23 protein-coding genes are annotated in these 19,992 nt (G+C 33.7%); 20 read left to right on the top strand and 3 right to left on the bottom strand.

Annotation, left to right across the window (positions count from 1 at the left end; translation table 11 throughout):
* Positions 1–208: 208 nt before the first annotated feature.
* Positions 209–556: a helix-turn-helix domain-containing protein gene (locus tag R4Z10_RS07590; RefSeq protein ID WP_338472592.1), complete on the bottom strand. Its 348-nt coding sequence runs from the start codon at positions 554–556 to the stop codon at positions 209–211.
* 114 nt (positions 557–670) lie between these two features.
* Here R4Z10_RS07590 and R4Z10_RS07595 point away from each other — a divergent pair, with 114 nt between their 5' ends.
* Positions 671–1,528 (top strand): pirin family protein, encoded by an 858-nt coding sequence (locus R4Z10_RS07595; RefSeq protein WP_338472593.1) that lies wholly within the window; start codon positions 671–673, stop codon positions 1,526–1,528.
* Positions 1,529–1,748: 220 nt separating this feature from the next.
* Here R4Z10_RS07595 and R4Z10_RS07600 read toward each other — a convergent pair whose 3' ends face one another.
* Positions 1,749–2,591, bottom strand: a complete 843-nt coding sequence (locus tag R4Z10_RS07600; protein ID WP_338472594.1) for an MBL fold metallo-hydrolase — start codon at positions 2,589–2,591, stop codon at positions 1,749–1,751.
* A gap of 294 nt (positions 2,592–2,885) precedes the next feature.
* On the opposite strand from R4Z10_RS07600, the gene R4Z10_RS07605 reads away from it, so the two are divergent.
* The 13 genes from R4Z10_RS07605 (at position 2,886) to R4Z10_RS07665 (ending at position 14,252) form a co-directional block, all read left to right on the top strand.
* On the top strand, positions 2,886–3,164 hold the full coding sequence (locus R4Z10_RS07605) for a hypothetical protein (RefSeq protein WP_338472595.1): 279 nt from the start codon (positions 2,886–2,888) through the stop codon (positions 3,162–3,164).
* A gap of 153 nt (positions 3,165–3,317) precedes the next feature.
* Positions 3,318–3,599 (top strand): hypothetical protein, encoded by a 282-nt coding sequence (locus R4Z10_RS07610; protein WP_338472596.1) that lies wholly within the window; start codon positions 3,318–3,320, stop codon positions 3,597–3,599.
* A 1,039-nt stretch (positions 3,600–4,638) separates the two neighbouring features.
* The gene (locus R4Z10_RS07615; protein WP_338472597.1) at positions 4,639–4,896 is read left to right on the top strand and encodes a YczI family protein; all 258 of its coding nucleotides are present in this window, start codon (positions 4,639–4,641) and stop codon (positions 4,894–4,896) included.
* A 169-nt stretch (positions 4,897–5,065) separates the two neighbouring features.
* A complete protein-coding gene (locus R4Z10_RS07620; RefSeq protein WP_338472598.1) occupies positions 5,066–5,482 on the top strand; it encodes a MarR family transcriptional regulator in 417 nt (138 codons plus the stop codon).
* A gap of 124 nt (positions 5,483–5,606) precedes the next feature.
* Positions 5,607–6,653 carry an LLM class flavin-dependent oxidoreductase gene (locus tag R4Z10_RS07625; protein WP_338472599.1) on the top strand — a complete coding sequence of 349 codons (1,047 nt, stop codon included), beginning with the start codon at positions 5,607–5,609 and terminating at the stop codon, positions 6,651–6,653.
* 14 nt (positions 6,654–6,667) lie between these two features.
* A complete protein-coding gene (locus R4Z10_RS07630; protein WP_338472600.1) occupies positions 6,668–8,017 on the top strand; it encodes an NtaA/DmoA family FMN-dependent monooxygenase in 1,350 nt (449 codons plus the stop codon).
* 377 nt (positions 8,018–8,394) lie between these two features.
* Positions 8,395–9,345, top strand: a complete 951-nt coding sequence (locus tag R4Z10_RS07635; protein WP_338472601.1) for an SMI1/KNR4 family protein — start codon at positions 8,395–8,397, stop codon at positions 9,343–9,345.
* Between the two features lie 171 nt (positions 9,346–9,516).
* Positions 9,517–10,071: a DUF4240 domain-containing protein gene (locus R4Z10_RS07640; protein WP_338472602.1), complete on the top strand. Its 555-nt coding sequence runs from the start codon at positions 9,517–9,519 to the stop codon at positions 10,069–10,071.
* A gap of 331 nt (positions 10,072–10,402) precedes the next feature.
* Positions 10,403–11,398 (top strand): zinc-dependent alcohol dehydrogenase family protein, encoded by a 996-nt coding sequence (locus R4Z10_RS07645; RefSeq protein ID WP_338472603.1) that lies wholly within the window; start codon positions 10,403–10,405, stop codon positions 11,396–11,398.
* Positions 11,399–11,979: 581 nt separating this feature from the next.
* A complete protein-coding gene (locus tag R4Z10_RS07650; RefSeq protein WP_338472604.1) occupies positions 11,980–12,237 on the top strand; it encodes a hypothetical protein in 258 nt (85 codons plus the stop codon).
* Positions 12,238–12,500: 263 nt separating this feature from the next.
* Entirely contained in the window at positions 12,501–13,316 is an 816-nt protein-coding gene (locus tag R4Z10_RS07655) for a lipid II flippase Amj family protein (RefSeq protein ID WP_338473185.1), read from the top strand.
* A 120-nt stretch (positions 13,317–13,436) separates the two neighbouring features.
* The gene (locus R4Z10_RS07660; RefSeq protein ID WP_338472605.1) at positions 13,437–13,808 is read left to right on the top strand and encodes a DUF4181 domain-containing protein; all 372 of its coding nucleotides are present in this window, start codon (positions 13,437–13,439) and stop codon (positions 13,806–13,808) included.
* Positions 13,809–13,946: 138 nt separating this feature from the next.
* The gene (locus tag R4Z10_RS07665; protein ID WP_338472606.1) at positions 13,947–14,252 is read left to right on the top strand and encodes a hypothetical protein; all 306 of its coding nucleotides are present in this window, start codon (positions 13,947–13,949) and stop codon (positions 14,250–14,252) included.
* Positions 14,253–14,527: 275 nt separating this feature from the next.
* Here R4Z10_RS07665 and R4Z10_RS07670 read toward each other — a convergent pair whose 3' ends face one another.
* Positions 14,528–14,731: a hypothetical protein gene (locus tag R4Z10_RS07670; protein ID WP_338472607.1), complete on the bottom strand. Its 204-nt coding sequence runs from the start codon at positions 14,729–14,731 to the stop codon at positions 14,528–14,530.
* A gap of 647 nt (positions 14,732–15,378) precedes the next feature.
* Between R4Z10_RS07670 and R4Z10_RS07675 the strand changes: the two genes are divergently transcribed.
* The 6 genes from R4Z10_RS07675 (at position 15,379) to R4Z10_RS07700 (ending at position 19,694) form a co-directional block, all read left to right on the top strand.
* Positions 15,379–15,780, top strand: a complete 402-nt coding sequence (locus R4Z10_RS07675; protein ID WP_338472608.1) for a hypothetical protein — start codon at positions 15,379–15,381, stop codon at positions 15,778–15,780.
* A gap of 203 nt (positions 15,781–15,983) precedes the next feature.
* Positions 15,984–16,736, top strand: coding sequence for a hypothetical protein (locus tag R4Z10_RS07680; protein WP_338472609.1), 753 nt, complete (start codon positions 15,984–15,986; stop codon positions 16,734–16,736).
* A gap of 757 nt (positions 16,737–17,493) precedes the next feature.
* Positions 17,494–17,904, top strand: coding sequence for a DUF2500 domain-containing protein (locus R4Z10_RS07685; RefSeq protein WP_338472610.1), 411 nt, complete (start codon positions 17,494–17,496; stop codon positions 17,902–17,904).
* A 530-nt stretch (positions 17,905–18,434) separates the two neighbouring features.
* Positions 18,435–18,683 carry a hypothetical protein gene (locus R4Z10_RS07690; protein WP_338472611.1) on the top strand — a complete coding sequence of 83 codons (249 nt, stop codon included), beginning with the start codon at positions 18,435–18,437 and terminating at the stop codon, positions 18,681–18,683.
* 248 nt (positions 18,684–18,931) lie between these two features.
* Positions 18,932–19,225 carry a hypothetical protein gene (locus tag R4Z10_RS07695; RefSeq protein ID WP_338472612.1) on the top strand — a complete coding sequence of 98 codons (294 nt, stop codon included), beginning with the start codon at positions 18,932–18,934 and terminating at the stop codon, positions 19,223–19,225.
* A 175-nt stretch (positions 19,226–19,400) separates the two neighbouring features.
* Positions 19,401–19,694 carry a 3-isopropylmalate dehydrogenase gene (locus R4Z10_RS07700; protein ID WP_338472613.1) on the top strand — a complete coding sequence of 98 codons (294 nt, stop codon included), beginning with the start codon at positions 19,401–19,403 and terminating at the stop codon, positions 19,692–19,694.
* Positions 19,695–19,992 lie beyond the last annotated feature (298 nt).

A 19,992-nucleotide genomic window follows, 5' to 3' on the forward strand; every position in this document is an offset into this window, starting at 1 on the left:
TAAGTACGCACTTTAAGGTGGCATAGTTTCTAAAAAGATACTTATATTGCTACACGGCAGAGAGCATAATATTATAACAATGCTAAATGGTGATGTAGATTAAATGTAGAGGTTTCCGAAGAATATCTAAATCTATTTAGAACCTTATATATGAGAAAAAGCAATGACTGTAGAAAGCTCTATCAGTCATTGCTTTTTTCATTAAAAGTTATATTATGGTTGCTTTTTTTGACTTTTGTTTATGCAGAAGATGTGCCAGACCCCATTCATGCATGACTTCAAGAACAGGTTCAATGCTTTGACCATATTCCGTAATCGAATACTCTACTTTCGGTGGTACTTGTGGATAAACCTCACGATGAATGAGATCCTCTTCCTCTAACTCACGTAATTGCTGTGTGAGCATTTTTTGGGTAATCCCTGGCATCTTTCTTTTTAATTCATTAAAGCGTAACGTTCCATGTTCGAAGAGATGAAGAAGTATAATCGGTTTCCACTTACCCACAAGAATATTGAGTGCATCTCCAACACGGCATTCCTCCGCTTTTTTCTCCATATGAGATCCCTCCTGTAGTATCATTTTTGATACTATAACACTTTTAAGTGCGTACTTACAAATTAAATGTTATTCATTTATGATGGTCTTAACAATAAAGAAGGAGCTGTTAACATGAAAAAGGAAAATATGAAACACCGTGAAATCAAAAAAATTTGGACGGTCAACGAACAAAAAATCAGTCCGATTCATACTGCAGGTCCTGTACTTCCACCGGGGGCCTGGAAGAATTATGATCCGTTTTTATTATTAATGGAAGATAAATTTGAAAAAGGGGCATTTGACGTACATCCGCATCGTGGAATGGAGACTCTTACATTTGTTATTGATGGAACGATCAATCATTATGATAGTGCGACTGGAGATGGGGGAACGCTCGTAAAAGGAGATTTACAATTTATGACTGCCGGCAAAGGGGTTGTTCACAATGAATCCCCGGCTGATGGTGAGAAAGTTCATCTTCTTCAACTATGGGTAAATCTTCCTCGTAAATATAAAATGGTCAATCCGCGTTACCAAAACATGCATGCAAAAGATATGCCTGTTCGTGAAGAGGATGGTGCTTTCATTCGTGTATATTCAGGTTCGTCGGGGGATGTCGTATCAAATACCTTGAATTATACACCTGTTACATTTGTTGAAATGGTGTTGGAAAGTGGATCTTCGATAGTTCAAGATCTTCCGGGCAGCTATAACGGCTTTATTTATGTGTTAGAAGGAAGTGGGACGTTCGGTGAAAATAAAGTCGAAGCGGAAAAAGGGCAAGCGATGTGGTTAGGTTCCACAGATGAAGAGAGTAGAAGTGAAATTCAAGTTTCTGCAAACGAAAAATTACGCCTTGTTCTTTTTGCTGGTGAGCCACTAAGAGAACCAGTAGTTGCACGTGGACCGTTTGTCATGAATACAGAAGAAGAAATAAGACAGGCTTATCGTGATTATCAGGAAGGGAAATTTTTAGATCCAACAAATTAAAGAATAATGTTTATGGGGAAAACAGATTCATAATTAATGGACATTAGTTTGTTAAGATAAAATCAATAGAGAGAGGCACTCTATCCTCTTACATTCATGTTTTACATTGTCAAAATGTATAGACATTGAGCTTAGCTTTTAGAAAAATCAATCAGGATCCACGTGATTAACCATCAGTGGGGGAGATGAAAGATACCCCCATTGATAAAGTTTCAATTTATCATACATACCTTCCGTAAGCAGGTTTGGCAATTTCATCAAAATTTTCAACCAACTTTTCTAAACTCTTTGTTAGTAATTCACCGTACATAGGTGATCCATGTCCAGTAACCGCGATCGTTGGGTTTAATGCCGCTAACTTGATGATAGATTCTTTAGCGGATTTCCAATCCGACGTTAAATATCTTGGAGGGCCACTAATTTCATGTTTTTGTGTTAACACTCGATATAGATATTCTTGTTTCACAGTAACAAAAGCATCGCCTGCGATTAAAACCCTGTCTTTTTCTCTGAACAAAGAAACATGCCCTGGAGTATGTCCAGGAGTGTGAATCCACTTAAACTCTGGCATATGAGGTACAGATCCATTAGAAGGTAATGGGTTTACATTTTTTCCTAAGTTAATAGGTTTATTAGGAAACATGGATGACATTTTAGCGACCATCCCGCCCTCTACAGTTGGATCTGGTTTTGGATAACTTATTTCTCCTGTTAGGAAAGGCATTTCTAATTCATGTGCGTAGACAGGAATGTCCCAGCGTTTTACTAACTCAATAACAGCTCCAATATGATCAAAATGTCCGTGGGTTAAGATAATTGCCTTGGGATAACAGTTCTTGCCAAAAAAGCTTTCAATAACTGAGATAATCTCCTTTGCTGAATTAGGCATTCCTGCATCAACTAATACAAAATCTCTTGTTTTTGGATCACCAACCAAATAAATATTTACGATTTGGGTCGTATAGCTAAAAAGGTCTGGTAATACTCCAATACCCGTACCACTACCAATAGAGGTCACTGGTATATATTTATAATCACTACCGTAATTCATTTGCTTGACCACAAAAATCCCCCTTAAAATACATTATATATAAATTTACCCTTAATTTTAATTTAGAAACTAATAGAAACGATGCCGTAAAAATCTAGTTATAACTTGACGCTAATTTCTTGAACGGTATTAGGTACTAATATTTATAAAGACCTTGTTACGCTATGCTTATGGACAATCGGCTATATTGTTAAGAAAAGTAACTCTTATTTATAATGCATCCAAGGTTGTTAAGGATTAAACTGAACCTAAAAGCAGGATAATTTTAGAGGAAAAAAGAGATATAAGTCAGGGGGAGGTAATAGCATGGACAAAAGAGAAGTAGGAATTATATTAGGTATTTCATCCATATTGCCAGCCATAATTAGTATCCTTATTTTCTTTATAACGAGAGGTCCAGATGCTGATATTTATTTTGATATAACCATTTATGGCACCTTATCAATTATTGGTATTTTACTAGCTATATTCTCTTGGACAATGTCCAAACGCATAATTCTTTTAATGATCGGCCTAATAGGAAACGGATTCGTTTTGTTTTGCACATTTTTATTGTTACTAGCAATGGGAATTAGTGAACCATAGAACTATTCTTTAACCATTAGACTCTTTTGTTTAATGTTCAAAATTAGACGGATTTTTATTAATTTTTTGTATATTCTTAGCCTTTATGTTCAAAAAATATGCTACCATAAACAATATCTTCTGAATGCCGAATACCATTTCTTAGGAGGGATTATGAATACATTTAGTTTATGGTCAATAGTCTTTATCGTTTTAGGATTATGTTCATTTGGATTAAGCGGGATAATGGAAGGTTATTTTGAACCTATTGTCCTTTTGGGATCTATTTTTTTATTCATAGGGGCCATATTAAGTTTTATAGCTATCTCTAAAAAGGAAAAAGGTAGAATAAAATTCATATCACTCGCATCTTTTTTTATGATCCTATTTTTAGTTACTTGGTTTGAACCATTCCAAGTTATTCGAGTAATGATATGGCTTAAAAATATTGTTTGACTCACAGGTGTTTGTGTTCAATAAGGACAACCCTGTTTTAACCATAAACTCCAAGTAAGCAGGTGCGATTATCGGTTGATAGAATACATTCAGAATACGTGTAAAAGAATAGTTGTTTTAAAATATAATAATCTACAGGAATATAAGAGTTGAATAATGGGGGTATAGTGGGGGGGAAATATGGTCTATCATTTGATTCCTCAAAGACTACCAGTTTTAAGCACTATCTTTATAGTGATACTAGGGAATATAATAAATGATTATTTTGGTTCGTCTTTTTCTATTTATTTAATTCTTTTACTATTGGTAGTAATTGTATGTCCGATTCGGTTTAAGTTTAAAATTAACGAGGATCATCTAGTTTATCAAATCTTTTATTTCAAAAAATCTATTTTAAGAAAAAATATCTTTCCTAACCAAATTAAACAGATTAAATTTATACGAGTTGGTTGGGCAAAAAAAGGTGCAACTATTAAAGTACATAATGGATTTAATTTCAGACTTTCTATTCTACAGCCCCAAACAGCCTATGACGATTTAATTAAATTCTCAAATAAACACGATATAACAGTATTAAAAACAAAGGACTATATCCTACTAGAGAAATACTACTCTAACTAACCGATCAATCCTAAATAATAAATGTTCTTTTTGAAACGCCGAAACGGTTCTAATGTTTCAAAAGACACAATAATTGTTGGTTAGTATTTATCCTTTTATTACTTTCACTTTCGATTGTTTGTAATTTTGTCAATATTTATATATTTAACTCGTCATATATTGCTTTCTATGGGCTTAACATAATGGGCTCGATGATTGGTTTTATAGGCTGGAAACTTCTGAAATTAGAAATAGAAGTTTCAGTGACTAAAATCGTAGGGAAAATTGGTTTTCACGGTAATTTGGCAATGGTAATTTTATTTTTCCCTCCCATTTATCATATTTGGGGAACATTGATTTTTGGTCCATAACAGTATTGTTGCGGATGTGATTGCGGAAAAAGAAGAAGCTGCACTTATTGCTAGTGAGCAGGGGTGGGTTGGTTAGAAAGGAAGTGACATTCTTGTTGAAAAATCTTCGTTATGTGTTATCAGTAATAACCTTTTTATTTGCTTCTTATGGACTAATTACTGGGGATTTTAAATATGGGGGTATTATGATTTTTTTCTTAGGCCTAACTATGTTGGTAATGGGGCTAGAAGAAATACGAAATGAACGAAAAGTAGTTGGGTGGTTACTAATTATTGTTTTTCTATTTTCAATATATGTATCAATTGAAGGGTTCTTATTAAGCTAAAGGGTCCTTTCTGTTATGGGGGAAACGTGGGGACGGTTCTTGCGTTTCACTCGTTCATTAAGAAATGACATTGATGAAACATCAGAACCGTCCCGCTGTTTCTTTTGATATAAAAATAAAATGTTGATATACTTAGCTTGCTAATTAATAATGACAAGGAGAAATCCATATGATTGAAGATGAAATTCGAGAACTTCTTGATAGAATATCAGCTCAAATGCGCCGAGACTATAATCATTTGTTACAAGATGTAAATCTTCATGTTGGACAGGATAATTTATTATGCAAGCTTTGGACAAAGGATGGGGTTACACAAGTTGAATTATGTGAACAGTTAAAGTGTGAACCACCTACTGTAACGAACATGGTAAAAGCACTTGAACAAAAAGGGTTGGTTTATCGTCAAAAAGATGAAAAAGATAAAAGAGTAACGAGAATTTATTTAACGACTGAAGGGTTGAATTTGAAAGATCCCGTTCATGAAAGATGGAGAAAACAACAAGATAAGTTGTTAGCAGGTATATTGCCAGGGGAGCGTTTGTTATTAAGAAGACTCATGAAACAGATGGAGGAGAATCTTTTTTAACCTCTTCTCTTCAATGTTTAATTAGCAGGCTAACTAAATGGACCAAATAGTTTTTACACACTTAAATGTTTAGCAAGCTAACTAAATAAAAATTTTAATAGAAATTAAAGGAGGGCTATGAGATATGTCGGTTAACGATAAAGAGATTAAACTTTCCATTTTGGATATTGGTACAAAGTTACAAGGAAATGATGCCAGTCAGACATTGAAAGATTCTACGGAACGGATTCAATTGGCAGACGAATTAGGCTATACACGTTATTGGTTTGCCGAACATCATAATACAGCAAACCAAGTGAGTACAGCTCCAGAATTAATGATTGCTCATGCGGCTGCTCATACAAAGCGGATTCGAGTTGGAGCTGGCGGGATTATGATGCCGAATCATAGTCCGTTAAAAGTCGTTGAAAACTTTTCATTATTAGAAGCGCTACATCCAAATAGAATTGATTTAGGAATCGGCAGAGCAACTGGAACAGACAATTTAACTGCTTATGCGTTAAGACGATCGAGAGAAGCGGTATTGTCGTATAATTTCCCAGAACAATTTAATGAATTATTATCCTTTTTTCAACGGAATTTTCCTGCGGAACACCCTTATAGTAAGATCATTCCTATTCCGAATGAACAAGATCAGTCATTAATACCAAATATTTATATGTTAGGATCGAGTACCGGGGGAGTCGAATTTGCGATAAATGAAGGCCTTGGCTTCGCGTTTGCTTCTCATTTAGCACCGCAGCTAGCAATCCCAGTATTACGTGCTTATCGAAATAACTTTAAACCATCGACCTTATTGTCAGAGCCAAAAAGTATTTTAACGACCATATTAATAACGGCTGAGACAGATGAAGAGGCAGAGTATTTAGCGGGTCCGGTTGAATTATTTTGGGCGAGACTACATACCGGTGATATTTATTCCCCATTCCCGACATTGGTAGAAGCAAGTAAGCATAGATACTCAGCGAATGAAAACGCGGCAAGGGTGCAAAATAAAGATCGTTTTATTATCGGTGGTATTCGGACGGTTGCAGAAAAATTAAGAAATTTAGTAAAAGAAACAATGGTAGATGAAGTCATGATTATGGAATATTACGCTGACAAAGAAGCGAGTCAAAATGCTTATCGAATGCTCGCAAAAGAATTCAATTTAAGAGGAAGCAATAGATAGAGGGGTTAATAGAAATGGAAAACAAACCAAAAATGCAATTAGTGATGCAAATAGGTTCTGGTTATGGGTTAGATCAAGGTGCTTGGCGAATGCCTAATGCAGATCCAGCGGCTTATATGAATGTCGATGTGCAGGTTGAGCTAGCAAAAATAGCGGAGCGTGGAAAAATACAAATGATTTTCTTCGCTGATACACCGGGTTTAGCGACCGATATTAGCAACCAACCACCTCAGTCTCCGATGGATCCCATCGTTTTATTGACAGCGTTGGCTAGAGAGACCGACCGAATTGGTTTGCTTACGACAATATCAACAACTTACAACCATCCATATAATGTTGCACGCCAGCTTAAAGCATTGGATGTTGTCAGTAAGGGTCGGATCGGGGTGAACTTTGTGACGACTTCCAACCCTGTAGCAGCTATGAACTTTGGAGAGAACGTACCTAGTCGCCAAGAAAGATACGAAAGGGCACATGAATTTATTCAAATTGTCCAGGCTTTGTGGGGGAGCTGGGGTGAAGATGCACTTCTACTTGATGTTGAAAATGGTAAATTTGCTGATGTAAGCAAAATTCAACCAGTTAACATGGCCGGAAGTTATGTCCAGTCCAGAGGGCCTTTACCAATTCCGCCTTCAAAGCAAGGTCAACCTGTTATTTTTACTGCAGGAGGTTCTGAAGAAACACTTAAAATCCTTGGACGATACGGAAATGGTCTGTATACAAACCCATATGATAGGAAGACAGCAAGTGTGTACAGAGAAATATTTCGGGAAGGGGCCAAAAGATTCGGAAGAGACCCAAATGAAATAAAGGTGTTTCCGGGTATTATTCCTTCCATTGCACCTACGAAAGAAGAAGCGTTAGAACGTCGAAGACAACTCGATCGAAAGATGGATTTAAGAGGAAGATTACAATACTTGGGGTCAATGATCGGCATTCCTTTATCGTACGATCAAATCGATCAACCCGTTCCAGTGGAAATGCTTGAACATGCTTTTGCGAATCCACAAGATCCACGTTCTGATTATGCATTAAAACTTGTAAAAACAGGTATGCCGATTCGCGATGTGTTGGCCCATGGTGTCATTAACTATCACCCGGTTATAGTTGGGACAGCTGAAGATGTTGCTGATTTTATGGAAGAATGGTTTGTGAACGGTGCGTGTGATGGGTTTGCCATTCAACCAGACGTAAGTTTTGATGGCATAAGAGATTTTGTTGACCAAGTAATTCCGATTTTACAAGAACGCGGACTGTTTCATGAGGAATACGAAGGCACGACGTTAAGAGAACATATGGGTATACCTTACCAATATGGAAGCATGGAGAAGCCTTTAACTGCACGTAATTTTCAAGACTAATATATATTAAATTTATTCTAGATAGTAGCGGATAAAAAACTCTTACCGTACTAGGCATATATAAAATGTCTTGTACGGGATTTTTTTATTTTTTTCGAAAGTGTCTTCTAATTTTATTTCCTAGTTTTTTCCATGCAAAAGTCGTGTTTAATATTGTAAAAAAGATATAGTTTAGAACTCTTGGCAATTAACATAACGTTCTTCATTAATTGGGCACAATTATCGAAATGGATTGCGCCTATTTCATGTTGGGGCCTTTCAGTGAAATAAGACCACCAAATAAAAGTAAGAGTGTTTTTTTAATGGAGAAAAAAGAGGAGAAATGGCGCTTCTAATCGAATGATTTTCCTATAATTTTTTTAAAAGGCAGGTTAATCATGAAAAATCTAATAGAATTGCTTCCAACAAGAAAGCCGGGAGTCGATGAAATACATATAAAAGCAGCAGAAGAGAAATTAGGTGCACGGTTTCCAGAAGAATATATAGAACTTTTTATGTTGGTAAATAATCCTGAGATTGGCGAGTGGATTCTCTATCCGATTATGGATAGCACAAATTTGAAAAAAACGTGGGACGATATCGTAAGACAAAACCTAGAACAAAGAGAAGATGCTTTTTCAAACGATTTAATCGTGATCGGTGATAATGGAACAGGAGATAAATTATGCTTTCGTGTTAGAGGAAAGTTCATGCAAAGTCAGGTATATATCTGGGATCATGAAACAACCAGGGCTAGGGTTGTATCCTTATCATTGAAAGAGTTTATTGAACGCGAGGCTGCTAAGTATAAAAATGAAACCATCTCTCTAGGGACATTCCAAGTGACGAGTGGCAAGTTGATTATAAGCGATCCTTGCTATGGTTACGATGAGGAAGACAGTGAAGAATTGCAGGTTCTTTTACAGCCAGCTAAACGAGGGGACTGGTCAGCTACCGTTTCTTTTGATGAGGAAGAAGTGGTTCATCAACTGGTAGTCTTTTGGGGAAGTACAGAGCCTAAAGGGGAATGGATTCCAATTGATCAGTTGATCGCGGTCGATTCTGCTCAAGCTGGGATTTTTGATTTCACCTTTTTTGACGACGATGAAAAAATAATTGATGAGGTAGAAAATGTGTATGGTTTTGAGATGGATGACGATGTATCCAAATACTATATTGCATGCTGTGATGCAGTTGCTTCAGAACAGCAAGGTGGGATTGTCCCCGGTGGTGCGGTAGCAATGTCAGGATATGGGGATGGCTTATATCAAGTTTATATTAAACAGGATGCCTCTGGTGAAGTTGTTTCTGCTATGATTGACTTCTTGGAAAGCGATGAGGAGGAATAAATATTTATAGTTAATAGAAGGTTAATCTTTCTTTTTATTGCTTCATTGATATTTGTCATTTGATTCAGAACCTTTTTTATAAAAGCGATTTTTTTTAAAAAAATATTTATTTTGAAAGGAATCCTGTTAGATAAAGTCGAATAACTGTCTTAATTTATTAGAAAAAAGAGGGTGAATATATTGGGAGATAAGGAATTTTGGAGATTAATTGAAAAGTCCAGAGAATTTGATCAAGCGGAATGGTTAACAGAGGAATTAGCTCGAAAGGGAATAGAAGAAGTATTAGACTTTGAATTTATATTTCAAGAATTAATGAATGCTAGTTATCAATCTCGATTATGGGGAGCGGCATTTGTTCTGATGGGCGGCTGTTCTGACGATGCTTTTGACTATTTTAGAGGATGGCTGATTGGACAAGGAGAAGAAATCTATAACAGGGTATTGAGAGATCCCGAATTTTTAGCGGAATATATAAATGAAGATAATCTTGATGAAGAAGGATTCCCGGTAAATGAAGAATTGCTTTCGGTTGGAATAGATGCCTATACGCTTCTAAAGACGGGTGATATTGAGTGGGATGACGATGTGCATAATGAGTTTTTAGACGCTCTTGAAAAGAAGGGAATACAATATGTAACTGACATAGAATTTGATTGGGAAGAAGAGGATTTGGAAAATCTATTTCCTGTTCTATGGGAGAGATTTGGAGAAGAACCACTAGGTTAAAAGAAACCAACTGAATTAAATAGTTATCCTTATAAAAGAAAAGAAATTAGAATCTAATCTTCAAGTTATTGGGCTAAGGATGGTTCACCATAATTTAGTCATTAAAAGTTAAAATATCGATTATTCGACAAACGGGCCACCATATTATGGAGCAAGACCTTTAAAGAAGTAATGGATCTATATGTTACTCTATTATTAAGATTGTGGAATCTTGTACTTAAAGTAACTGGCAGTTTACTACAATAACACAATTTAGTATTAATTTAATAGAAATAAATGTAAAATTTAAAATAATATATTTATTATTCTGAATTATAGAGGAGTGATTTGTTTGAAGGCACAAGTGATCCGTTCTTTTGGGGAAGCGTCTGTTTTTCAATTAGAAGAAATTCCAGTTCCAGAAGTGAAACCAATGCATGTTTTAATTCAGGTAAAGGCTACAAGTTTAAATCCTCTTGATACAAAAATACGCAGTGGAGTTTTTGCTAAATTTGCTCCTGAATTTCCAGCTGTTTTACATGGCGATGTAGCTGGTATTATCACAGAAGTCGGAGAAGGAGTTACTGATTTTAAAGTTGGTGATGAGGTATACGGTTTTGCAGGTGGTGTTAAAGGTACGAGTGGTGCTTTAGCGGAATACATGGCAGCAGATGCTAGATTACTTGCTCATAAGCCAAAAAACCTATCATTTGCTGAAGCAGCAGCCCTTCCAGTTGTCGCAATCACTGCTTGGGAAGCTCTAGTTAAACGTGCCAATATTGGAGCTGGAGACGAGATTCTAATTCATGGTGGTGCAGGCGGAGTAGGGCATGTTGCTATTCAGTTGGCAAAATGGGTAGGTGCAAAGGTATATACAACCGTCTCTTCACCAGAAAAAGCTCAAATTGCGGAAGAGTTTGGAGCCGATGTTGTCATCAATTATAAAGAAATGTCCGTACAAGACTATGTGAATATGTATACGGATGGTAAAGGGTTTAAATATATTTTCGATACCATCGACCGTAAAAACCTTGAGAATTCAATTGAGGCTGCTTCTTTATATGGAACAATTGTAGCGATTGCTGTAAGTCAAGACTATAACCTTAGTCCATTTCTTTTAAAATCATTGAATTTCCATGTTGTATTCACAGAGATTCCTATTCTTCATGAAGAATTTCGTCATATAAACGGAGATGTATTGAAGAACATTACACCTGTTATTGAGGAAGGAAAACTTCGACCATTACTTGCTCAAAGACAATTTACCTTTGACGAAATAGCCCAAGCACATGAATATTATGAGGCTAATAAAGCAGTTGGTAAAATTGTTTTAGTAAACAACTGGTGAAAATTAGAAGTTACATTAAGAATATGTAACAAAGGCGATCTTTCCTTAGGATTTTAATTATTGTGTAGTTAGAAGAGATTGTGATGTTTCTACTTAAACAAACGGGTGCGATAGCTGAACAAGGCTGTCGCTTCTTCAACTATTGGGCAGGATTGTTGAGTAAAAAGTAGGTATTTTTTTGAATCGTTTTAAAGCACTTAATTAAACAAAGGAGGTAATCCAATAGATAAAAAAATAAGTCTGATTTTAGGGTCGTTATTCATTTTAACTAGTGGACTAATTTTTACGATCGAAAGGTTAAGTAGATACGTTTATTGGTCAGCACAAATAAATACTGGAGAGTATGTAACTAATCCAGAAACAATGCCATTATTCGAAAACCTTTTTATAGCGTTATTTTTCCTTATTGGAATTGTCTTTATTATTGTGTCTTTCAAGAAGGAGAGGTAATTAAACAAACGGGTGCCATACTTCAAGAAGGAAGTATGGCTATTCTTATTGAAGTAAAGGGGTCAATTGAAGAAAGTATGATTGTAACTGAGCAAGCTAAACAAACCCAAATATAATTTAGGGTGATGAAATTGGATAAAAGTAAACTTCTTCTATTGGTTTTATTTAGTATACTAATTTGTGGGTTATATTATGGAACAACAGTAAATGCAAAAACGAACGATACACCTTCTTCCTTTGAGGAAAAATTTACTGAAGGCAACCAACTCACTCCTTTAGAAATCCAGTTAATGTCTTTTATGAATGGTTTGATGGTAGGCGAACCAAAACAAGCCGTTGAATTGTGGATATTAGGCGTAAATAATCGAAGTGGAGCTGTTAAACAATAACAACGAAATATAATCAATGGGAAGCATTTACTCCAGCCGAGACAGTTATAAATTTGAGCATTGCAGTTAACAATCAAATAAAGAGCAAAGTTTGTGAATAAAAGACATTAACTAGTGGGCGCGGAATTTGAACAAATGATGGATTGTTTGAGCAATTCATTTTTTTTGTCCTTAATTCGTTAAAAAGGTAATTTAGTTACATAACTTAAATTGGGAAATTTATGGTAGTATTAAGAGAAAATGTTAAAGTAGGTCATTGTATTTTGGAACTCTTCTCAGAAAAATTAATACTGATATCACTGTTTATATTTATTATTCATTCCATCGAAACACTTGCATATGCGGTCAGATTATCTGGCGCAAGAGTAAGATTGCTAGCTTCGGCTTTGTCCTTATTTAACTTAATGGTGATAGTTTCTCGAATGGCTAATATGATGCAACAACCGTTTACAGGCAGCCTTATTGATAATGCTCCAAAAGTAAATACCCTAGAATTTGTAGAAAACCAATATAGAGTCTTAATTGGCTCATCAACACTAGGAACCATAATGGGAATTCTTTTACTACCCACTTTTATTGCACTATTTTCAAGAGCTATTATTCATTTATCTGAGGAAAGAGGCTCAATTCCATCTTTGATAAAAAAGGGATTTACTGCTGAATACATAAGGCGTGGATTTAAGCATATTCATTTGCCGAGACTATCTTATTTAAAGGATATTAGGCTTAAAGATATTCCAATAAGGTTGTTCGTAATTAATATGCTAATAACAGCAATATATACCATTGGAGTATTATCTGCTTTATATGCAGCCTTAATAGCTCCAGAAAGAGCATCAACATCTATTATGGCATCGGGTCTTATAAATGGAGTAGCTACGATTTTACTTACTATTTTTATTGACCCCAAAATATCCATTCTTGCGGATGATGTAATTAATCAAAGGGGAAATTACCTTAGTCTCAAAGGCGTATCCCTTATGATGGTTACTTCCCGATTATTAGGAACCATACTTGCTCAAGTGTTGTTTATTCCGGGTGCTGAATATATTGCGTGGTTTACTAAATTTATTGTTTAATAGATTAACGGGCGCTTATCTAGAGAAAGGATAGCGTCTTGTTGAATTTACCAGAGTATTCATTTAATTTTTTTATTTTATAAATGTTTTCTTACTATGCGTTAATATAAGGAGAATATAATGGAACTTTTGATATTTATTATAATTCTTTTCATTTTGTTTTTTTTATTGGAAAAAATAGTGAATAAACTACTTGGAGTAAAAAAGCAAAAGATTTCAGAAACTCCAGGGAAAAAAATTGACCGATGGGGAAGAGGAATTATCGCGGTCGTCCATATTTGTATAGCTATCCCATATTTTGTTATAAATAATAATATTTCATTGAAGTGGTATTTTATAATTTTATTAATATTTACAATTGGTTTTCAGGCTATTTTGGAGTGGAAGTATATAAAAAATTCAAGGCAATATGCCAGTACACTAATTATTTTGATTGTAGGTCTAATCTTTATGTTTAATATTGAGTTTTTTATTCGTGTTTTTAGTTTGTGAATTTCTATTAGACATTTAATGTGAAAAATTGTACTTAAAGTATTGGTTGGATTAGTTTAGAAGCAGGAAGTGATAAAATTGAGCCTATATTTTTATAAGTATTTAGATGTGTTTAAAAGGAACTTTATGTTGGTTGTTATGGCAATAGTATTATTAGCTGTAACCTTCTTTATATGGGCTAGAGTTCCATTTTTTATAATCGGAAATCTAGCGGCAGACTTAACTTCTAATTTTGTAATTATTTATTTATGCATTTCACTATCAGGCGGATTTCTTATTTCCTTTTATTTTGTCCCATTCAATTTAAAACTTGCTAAAAATATAGCCAGCATAAAAGATACTAGTAAAGCGAAATCTTTTATATATTTACAAACAATATTGATAATAGGATGTTCTCTTATTTTTGCTATAGTGTTGATTTTGATGAATGTTCTTCAACTATAAGGTGCGTTACTTTAAGAAGCATTAAGTGGTTTTTAGGACGAATGCTATATGTTAGTTATGCCATTAAAGGGCTATATTATTGAGTCATATTGAGATTGTGAAACTTTACACTTAAACTAGGTGGCAGTTTAGTGGAACAAGTAATAGGTAAAAACTTTATTTACTGTAGTTTTTCGGATCAATATATAATTCATCACTGTCGTTCAAGACAAAGTCAAATTTTTGACCAAAAATTTTAATTAAGCCTTTTTCGATTTTTGTATGAGTTTCGGGGTTTACATCTTGTACATAAAAGTGATGGTACCATCGTTATCAATAGTTATTGCTTCAATACCTAATTTAAGTAATCTATCAGCTTCGTATGAAATACCGTATCTTAATATGTCGTCTTTTCTTAAATCTTTTATTGAATTAGGAACTTCTGAACAGGCACTCAGTAAAGTTGTTGTTATCAAAATGATAAATATTCTTTTTTTCATTCAAAACACCTCTAAATATTAAGGTGCCAGTAATATGTAATCCTATTCAATGGGTACGCTGCATTTATAAGGAATCGTTTTTCTTTGTTAGAATAACTCGCAGGTTTGTTCAATAAAAAGTCACAACAGAATTAGGAATTTACTGTAAAATTAAATTAGAGTTAAAGAAAGTAAGTTTAAAAGTAAAGTAAAATTCTGGAGTGAAATCATTGAGTTTAACAAAAAAAATCAAGCCTTATGAAAGCTTTTTATATTTTATGTTTATCACACTTATTCTAAGACTCGTACCCCTACTAACAGATGTAATAACGGAACTTTATATACAAATAGCATTTGTATTAATAATCGTATTTATTGTGAATTTTGTCATCAAAAAGGTAGCCAACGACTTTGCTAATTTTTGCCTACGTTTTAAAATAAAAGCTTTATATCTATATATCGTTTACATAATTTTATACTTTATTATTTTTCTGTTTTTGAACTAATAAGTGCATTACGGGAACAGCAGTAATGCTGTTTCTTCTTTAAGTAACAGTGCAGATTAATTGAGAAAGACGTTGTGTGAAAATAAATATTGATATTTTCAAAGTTATATTTAAGATAAGTTGCTTTAATAAGAATATTGTATTGATGAAAGGGATTTTTCAATGACAGCTCATTATTTTATCGCAACATCAAAACCTATTCCAGAATATCACACACGTGGAAATAATTATGCATTTCTAAATGGTGAAGCGTATAAGGAAAATTTGCCATTTACCCTCCCTTATGTTTATGAACTTGGAGGTGAAGATGTTGAGTTTATTACATTCTTGGACTCATTTATGGAAATAGGGGACGTTGTAGAGCTATATATATATGAGGAAGGACGACTGGGATATCGCTTATCACATAATTATCCAAAAGAGTCCAGAACAATTAATCTTTTTAAAAAAACTTACAAAGATGAATACGGTGAATATCAATTAGACTCAAAGAAATGGAAAGAAGAGCTTACCAGACGAACTATTGCATCAAAACGAAGCGTTACTACATTCGTTAAATATTAGTGACCTGCTGTTCTCAAGGTGTTATTGAACTAACTGGTGCGTTAGTGAAAATAGAAGAAATTATTGATTTTAAGATTGAGGTCATATTTTAGTTATTCCATAAAGGGCGCAATTCTACTACAAGGAATTGTGTCTTTTAGCTATCAACCTGAACAATGTGTTTGGGCTTATTTGACCAAAAAAGCGACATTAGGGGTGAAAAAATGACTGACAACGAAAATATCTTATTAAAAAAGCTTGAAAATGAAAATATGGAAACTCTAATTAAAAGGGGTAGAGGTGCAGAGTTAGAGCAATATTGTTCTTGGATAGGTAAATCCATACATGGAACAGCAAGAGAAAAAGCGTGTAGCCTTTTGAGTTGGTATGACTCGAAGACATACAGGGAAAGACTTAAAAAATATGAAAATCTAAAACTAAAAATAGATATTAAAAAAGGACCTCATGGTAAAACTGTTAGGGGAAGCATTTCACAGTATTTAGGGTTAAAGAAAATCAGACCTGTGATCTTATCTAAGTTTAACTATAAATGTTCTATATGCGGTTTTGAACCAGAAGAAAGCGAAAGAAAAAAACTTCACGTTCATGAGATAGAAGAATATGACTTTGATACGAGTATATGTGAATTGAAAGGGTTAGTATTAATCTGCTCATCCTGCCATAGTTTCCATCATTTATATAGGACGTATAGTATTGCTACTGAAGCACAGATGGATGAATTAATTTCTCATTTTACAAGGGTGAACGGAATTGAAAGTGAAGATTATCACGAGTATTTTAGATTATTACGATACTCTTGGAGAAATGAGAGCATGAAAAGTTTAGATGAAATGATAAATAGAAGTGTTATCTCTGATCGTGAAGAGAAAGTAACGTTTAGGATCAGTTTTGACATGCCGTATAAGGAAGAGGTCATAAAACTATTAAAGGAAAAAGATTTATATGTTAGAAACTAAATAGATTCCCAATTCGCTTTAAATTACATGTTAGTTTATTCAGGGATAGGGCGCGATTTTATAATAAGATTTAGCGCTCGTTTTCATTAAAGATTGTAAAACAATGTATTTAAAATAGCGATCGGAGTTTATTAATAATTTATGAGGTGTTTTGTGAGTAGGTTTTACGATATTTTTATTTCTTTATCTATTAATCCTTTCGAAACTATAAAAATTGAAAATAGGTGATTGATTGAAAAGGAAACTTCGAAATACATATTTTTGGTTAGTGTTCTCCTTCTATTACTTTCACTTTCAATAGCATGCAATTTTCTTGATATTTCTGTATTTGACTCACCGTACCTTGCTTTTTATGGGCTTAGCATTTTGGGTTCAATTATTGGTTTTGTAGGTTGGAAACTTCAGAAAGCGGAAATAAAAGGTTTACTGACTAAAATTGTAGGGAAAATTGGATTTTACGTAATTTAGCATTGATTATATTATTTTTTCCACCCATTTATCATATTTGGGGAACATTGATTTTTGATCTATAACAACTTTATTGCGGGTGCGATTGCGGGACAAGAAGCAGTCGCACTTTTTATTAACGGTGCAGTTTTGTTCAATAGAAGTATTTGAAAAATATAGTGTATAGAAGAGAAGAAGAAAGGAAAAAGCCAATTTGTGCATTCTATTTTCTATTTTTTTGAATGCAACCTGAAACTTTCTTTCACTTAAATCCGTATAATTTTATCATTATAACAAGGAGGGCTATATTATGTATGATGTTTGGGGTAATGGGGATTGGTTATTCGCATTCGGCCCAATATTTATAGGAATCATTTTTGTTATCATTTTTATAGGAATAATAGTCAGTTTATTCAGTGGACTTAGACAATGGAAAAAGAATGAAGATTCTCCTCGTTTATCTGTTCCAGCCATCGTAAAAATTAAACGAACAAATGTTACGAGACATAGTCATCATCAAGATAACAATTCCCACTCGCACAGCTCCTCTACGACTTACTTTATTACATTTGAATTCGAAAGTGGCGACCGTTCAGAATTTCATGTTTCAGGCAAGGCATACGGTATGCTTGCAGAAGGAGATATCGGCACTTTAACTTTTCAAGGAACAAGATATATTGATTTTACTAGAACAAAACTCCCTCAAATTCATCATGAATGAAATACCTAATGAACGGTTAGATCGATATTGTTCCATTAATGTACAGTAAAACCGTTATTCAGCAAAGGGGCAGGATATTTCATTTAAGAACGTTAAAATCGTTAAAGGATTAGGGGAGGTTCGAATCGGTTGAGATGGCTTTTTGCTATTCCATTTGTTATTCTGGGATCTTTTTTATTTACATTAACCATTGATGATATTGGAATAATAGGTCAAATAATCAAGATACTTATAGGAATCGGTTGTTTTTTTATTGCGGTTGTTTTTGTGAGAGGAAAGAGAGCATAAAACAATGCATCATCTTCAACTAACGGTAGAATATTTGAACTAGTATGTAACTTTAAAACATGTGAAACGATCCAGGTATTAAGTAAAAGTACCTAGATAAATAATGTTATAGACGGGGAATGAATTGGAATAGCTATTATGAGATAAAAAATAAATTTATATTGTACTAATGGACAGATTAGTGAAACAGGGAATTATGGTATAATATATTTACGAAACATTCTAAAAAGGAGGAGTGGTTTTTGAAAAAGTATTTTGTATTTATAATAAGTCTTATATTGCTTTATACAGCATATCAAATATTATCGGGCATGATTTTAACTGCCTTCTATACTCCAGATTTTTCTTTAATAGAGGGTAATCTTAATCAGAGTGTAGACTTTGGTGAGGTTACTTCAATACCATTATTTGTAACATTGTTTATTTCGATATTTGCTTATTTTCTATCTCAAAAAGTATTTAAAATTGAAAAAGTTGATTTAATTGCATAAAAAGGCTGTCTAATTACTCGTGGCAGCCTTTTTAAATTTATACGAAGAAGAAGAAAAAGGCTAATTTAGGTATAGGGGGAACTAGTAATCTAGTTCTTGAACCAAATCAAGAAGGAGAATATACTTTTGATTTAAAAAAATCCTGAAATTAGAATTGCACCTTCCTCCGACCAATTAGATAAGCTAAAAAATAGTATGTTTTATTTTCTGTTACCATTAGAGGGCGGAACAGGAAAGGCGGTTATATCTTGAAACAACATAAGGAGTTTTATCCAATCATTTTAACCTTAGCTTTGTTCTTAGTGGCACTTTTTGTATTCTTTTTCTTTAATGGCCGGATATTTCCAAATATGAACTTATGGATACCCATTATTTTATATTTATTAATTGACATTGGTTTTATTGTTTCGTTAATTTTAGGAATCAGATCTAAAAATATAAGTGTAAAGATATTCAGTATTCTATCTAATTTTACATTTATGATACCGTTATCAATCTGGTTATTTCTATTGTTATTGGCAAATGGAATTTCAGAACCATAGAAAATAGATCTTCTTTTTCTTATTTGACTAACGAGGTGCGATTGCTCAATAGGAGCAGTCGCTTTTTCACTAACAGGCAGGTTTATTCAATAAGAAGTCATAACATGAATGTATAACTACTGTAAAATATACTTAGATGTAATAAAGAGTCTGGATGAACGAGGGAGAATGTTAAATGGATAGTAGTTTTTTTATAATACTTATGGGCCTTTTTATTGTTGTTGCAAATGTTATTGCGTTTATATCTTATAGAAAAAAGAAGAATCTATACTTTGCTGCTTTTACAATATTATTATCAGCCGTTTTATTTGGGGCAATCGGTGGTGGATTAGCATTATTTATTATTCGTGATGCTTTTGCAATATTTTATGGAATGCAAGTAGCACAATATTTATTATTCAATAGTATCATCGTTTTTATTATTGCAATTTTAGCAACTGTAATAAAAAGATATCGTTCGGAAAAATAGAAATATAAAACAAACAGGGCCAAATTGCTAGTTAGAATGGGGATTGTGAGGTGTTGTGTTTGTTAAAAACAAATGCATGGTTGTTTTCAGTCATAAGTATCATATTTGTATTAATTTATTTTATCTTATTTTTATCAACTGGCTTAGCTAAGATAGTGACGTATAATCCTTGGTTCGCATTTTTTTTATGTGTTCTCCTTTCTGTTGGGGGATTTATTTTATCGGTTTCATCAATTATTTTATCAATTATCGGAAAAAGAACACATATTGTTCCTTACTTTACAGTATTTTTCTCATT

It is taken from the genome of Niallia sp. XMNu-256 (assembly GCF_036670015.1).
Classification (GTDB): Bacteria; Bacillota; Bacilli; order Bacillales; family Cytobacillaceae; genus Bacillus_BD.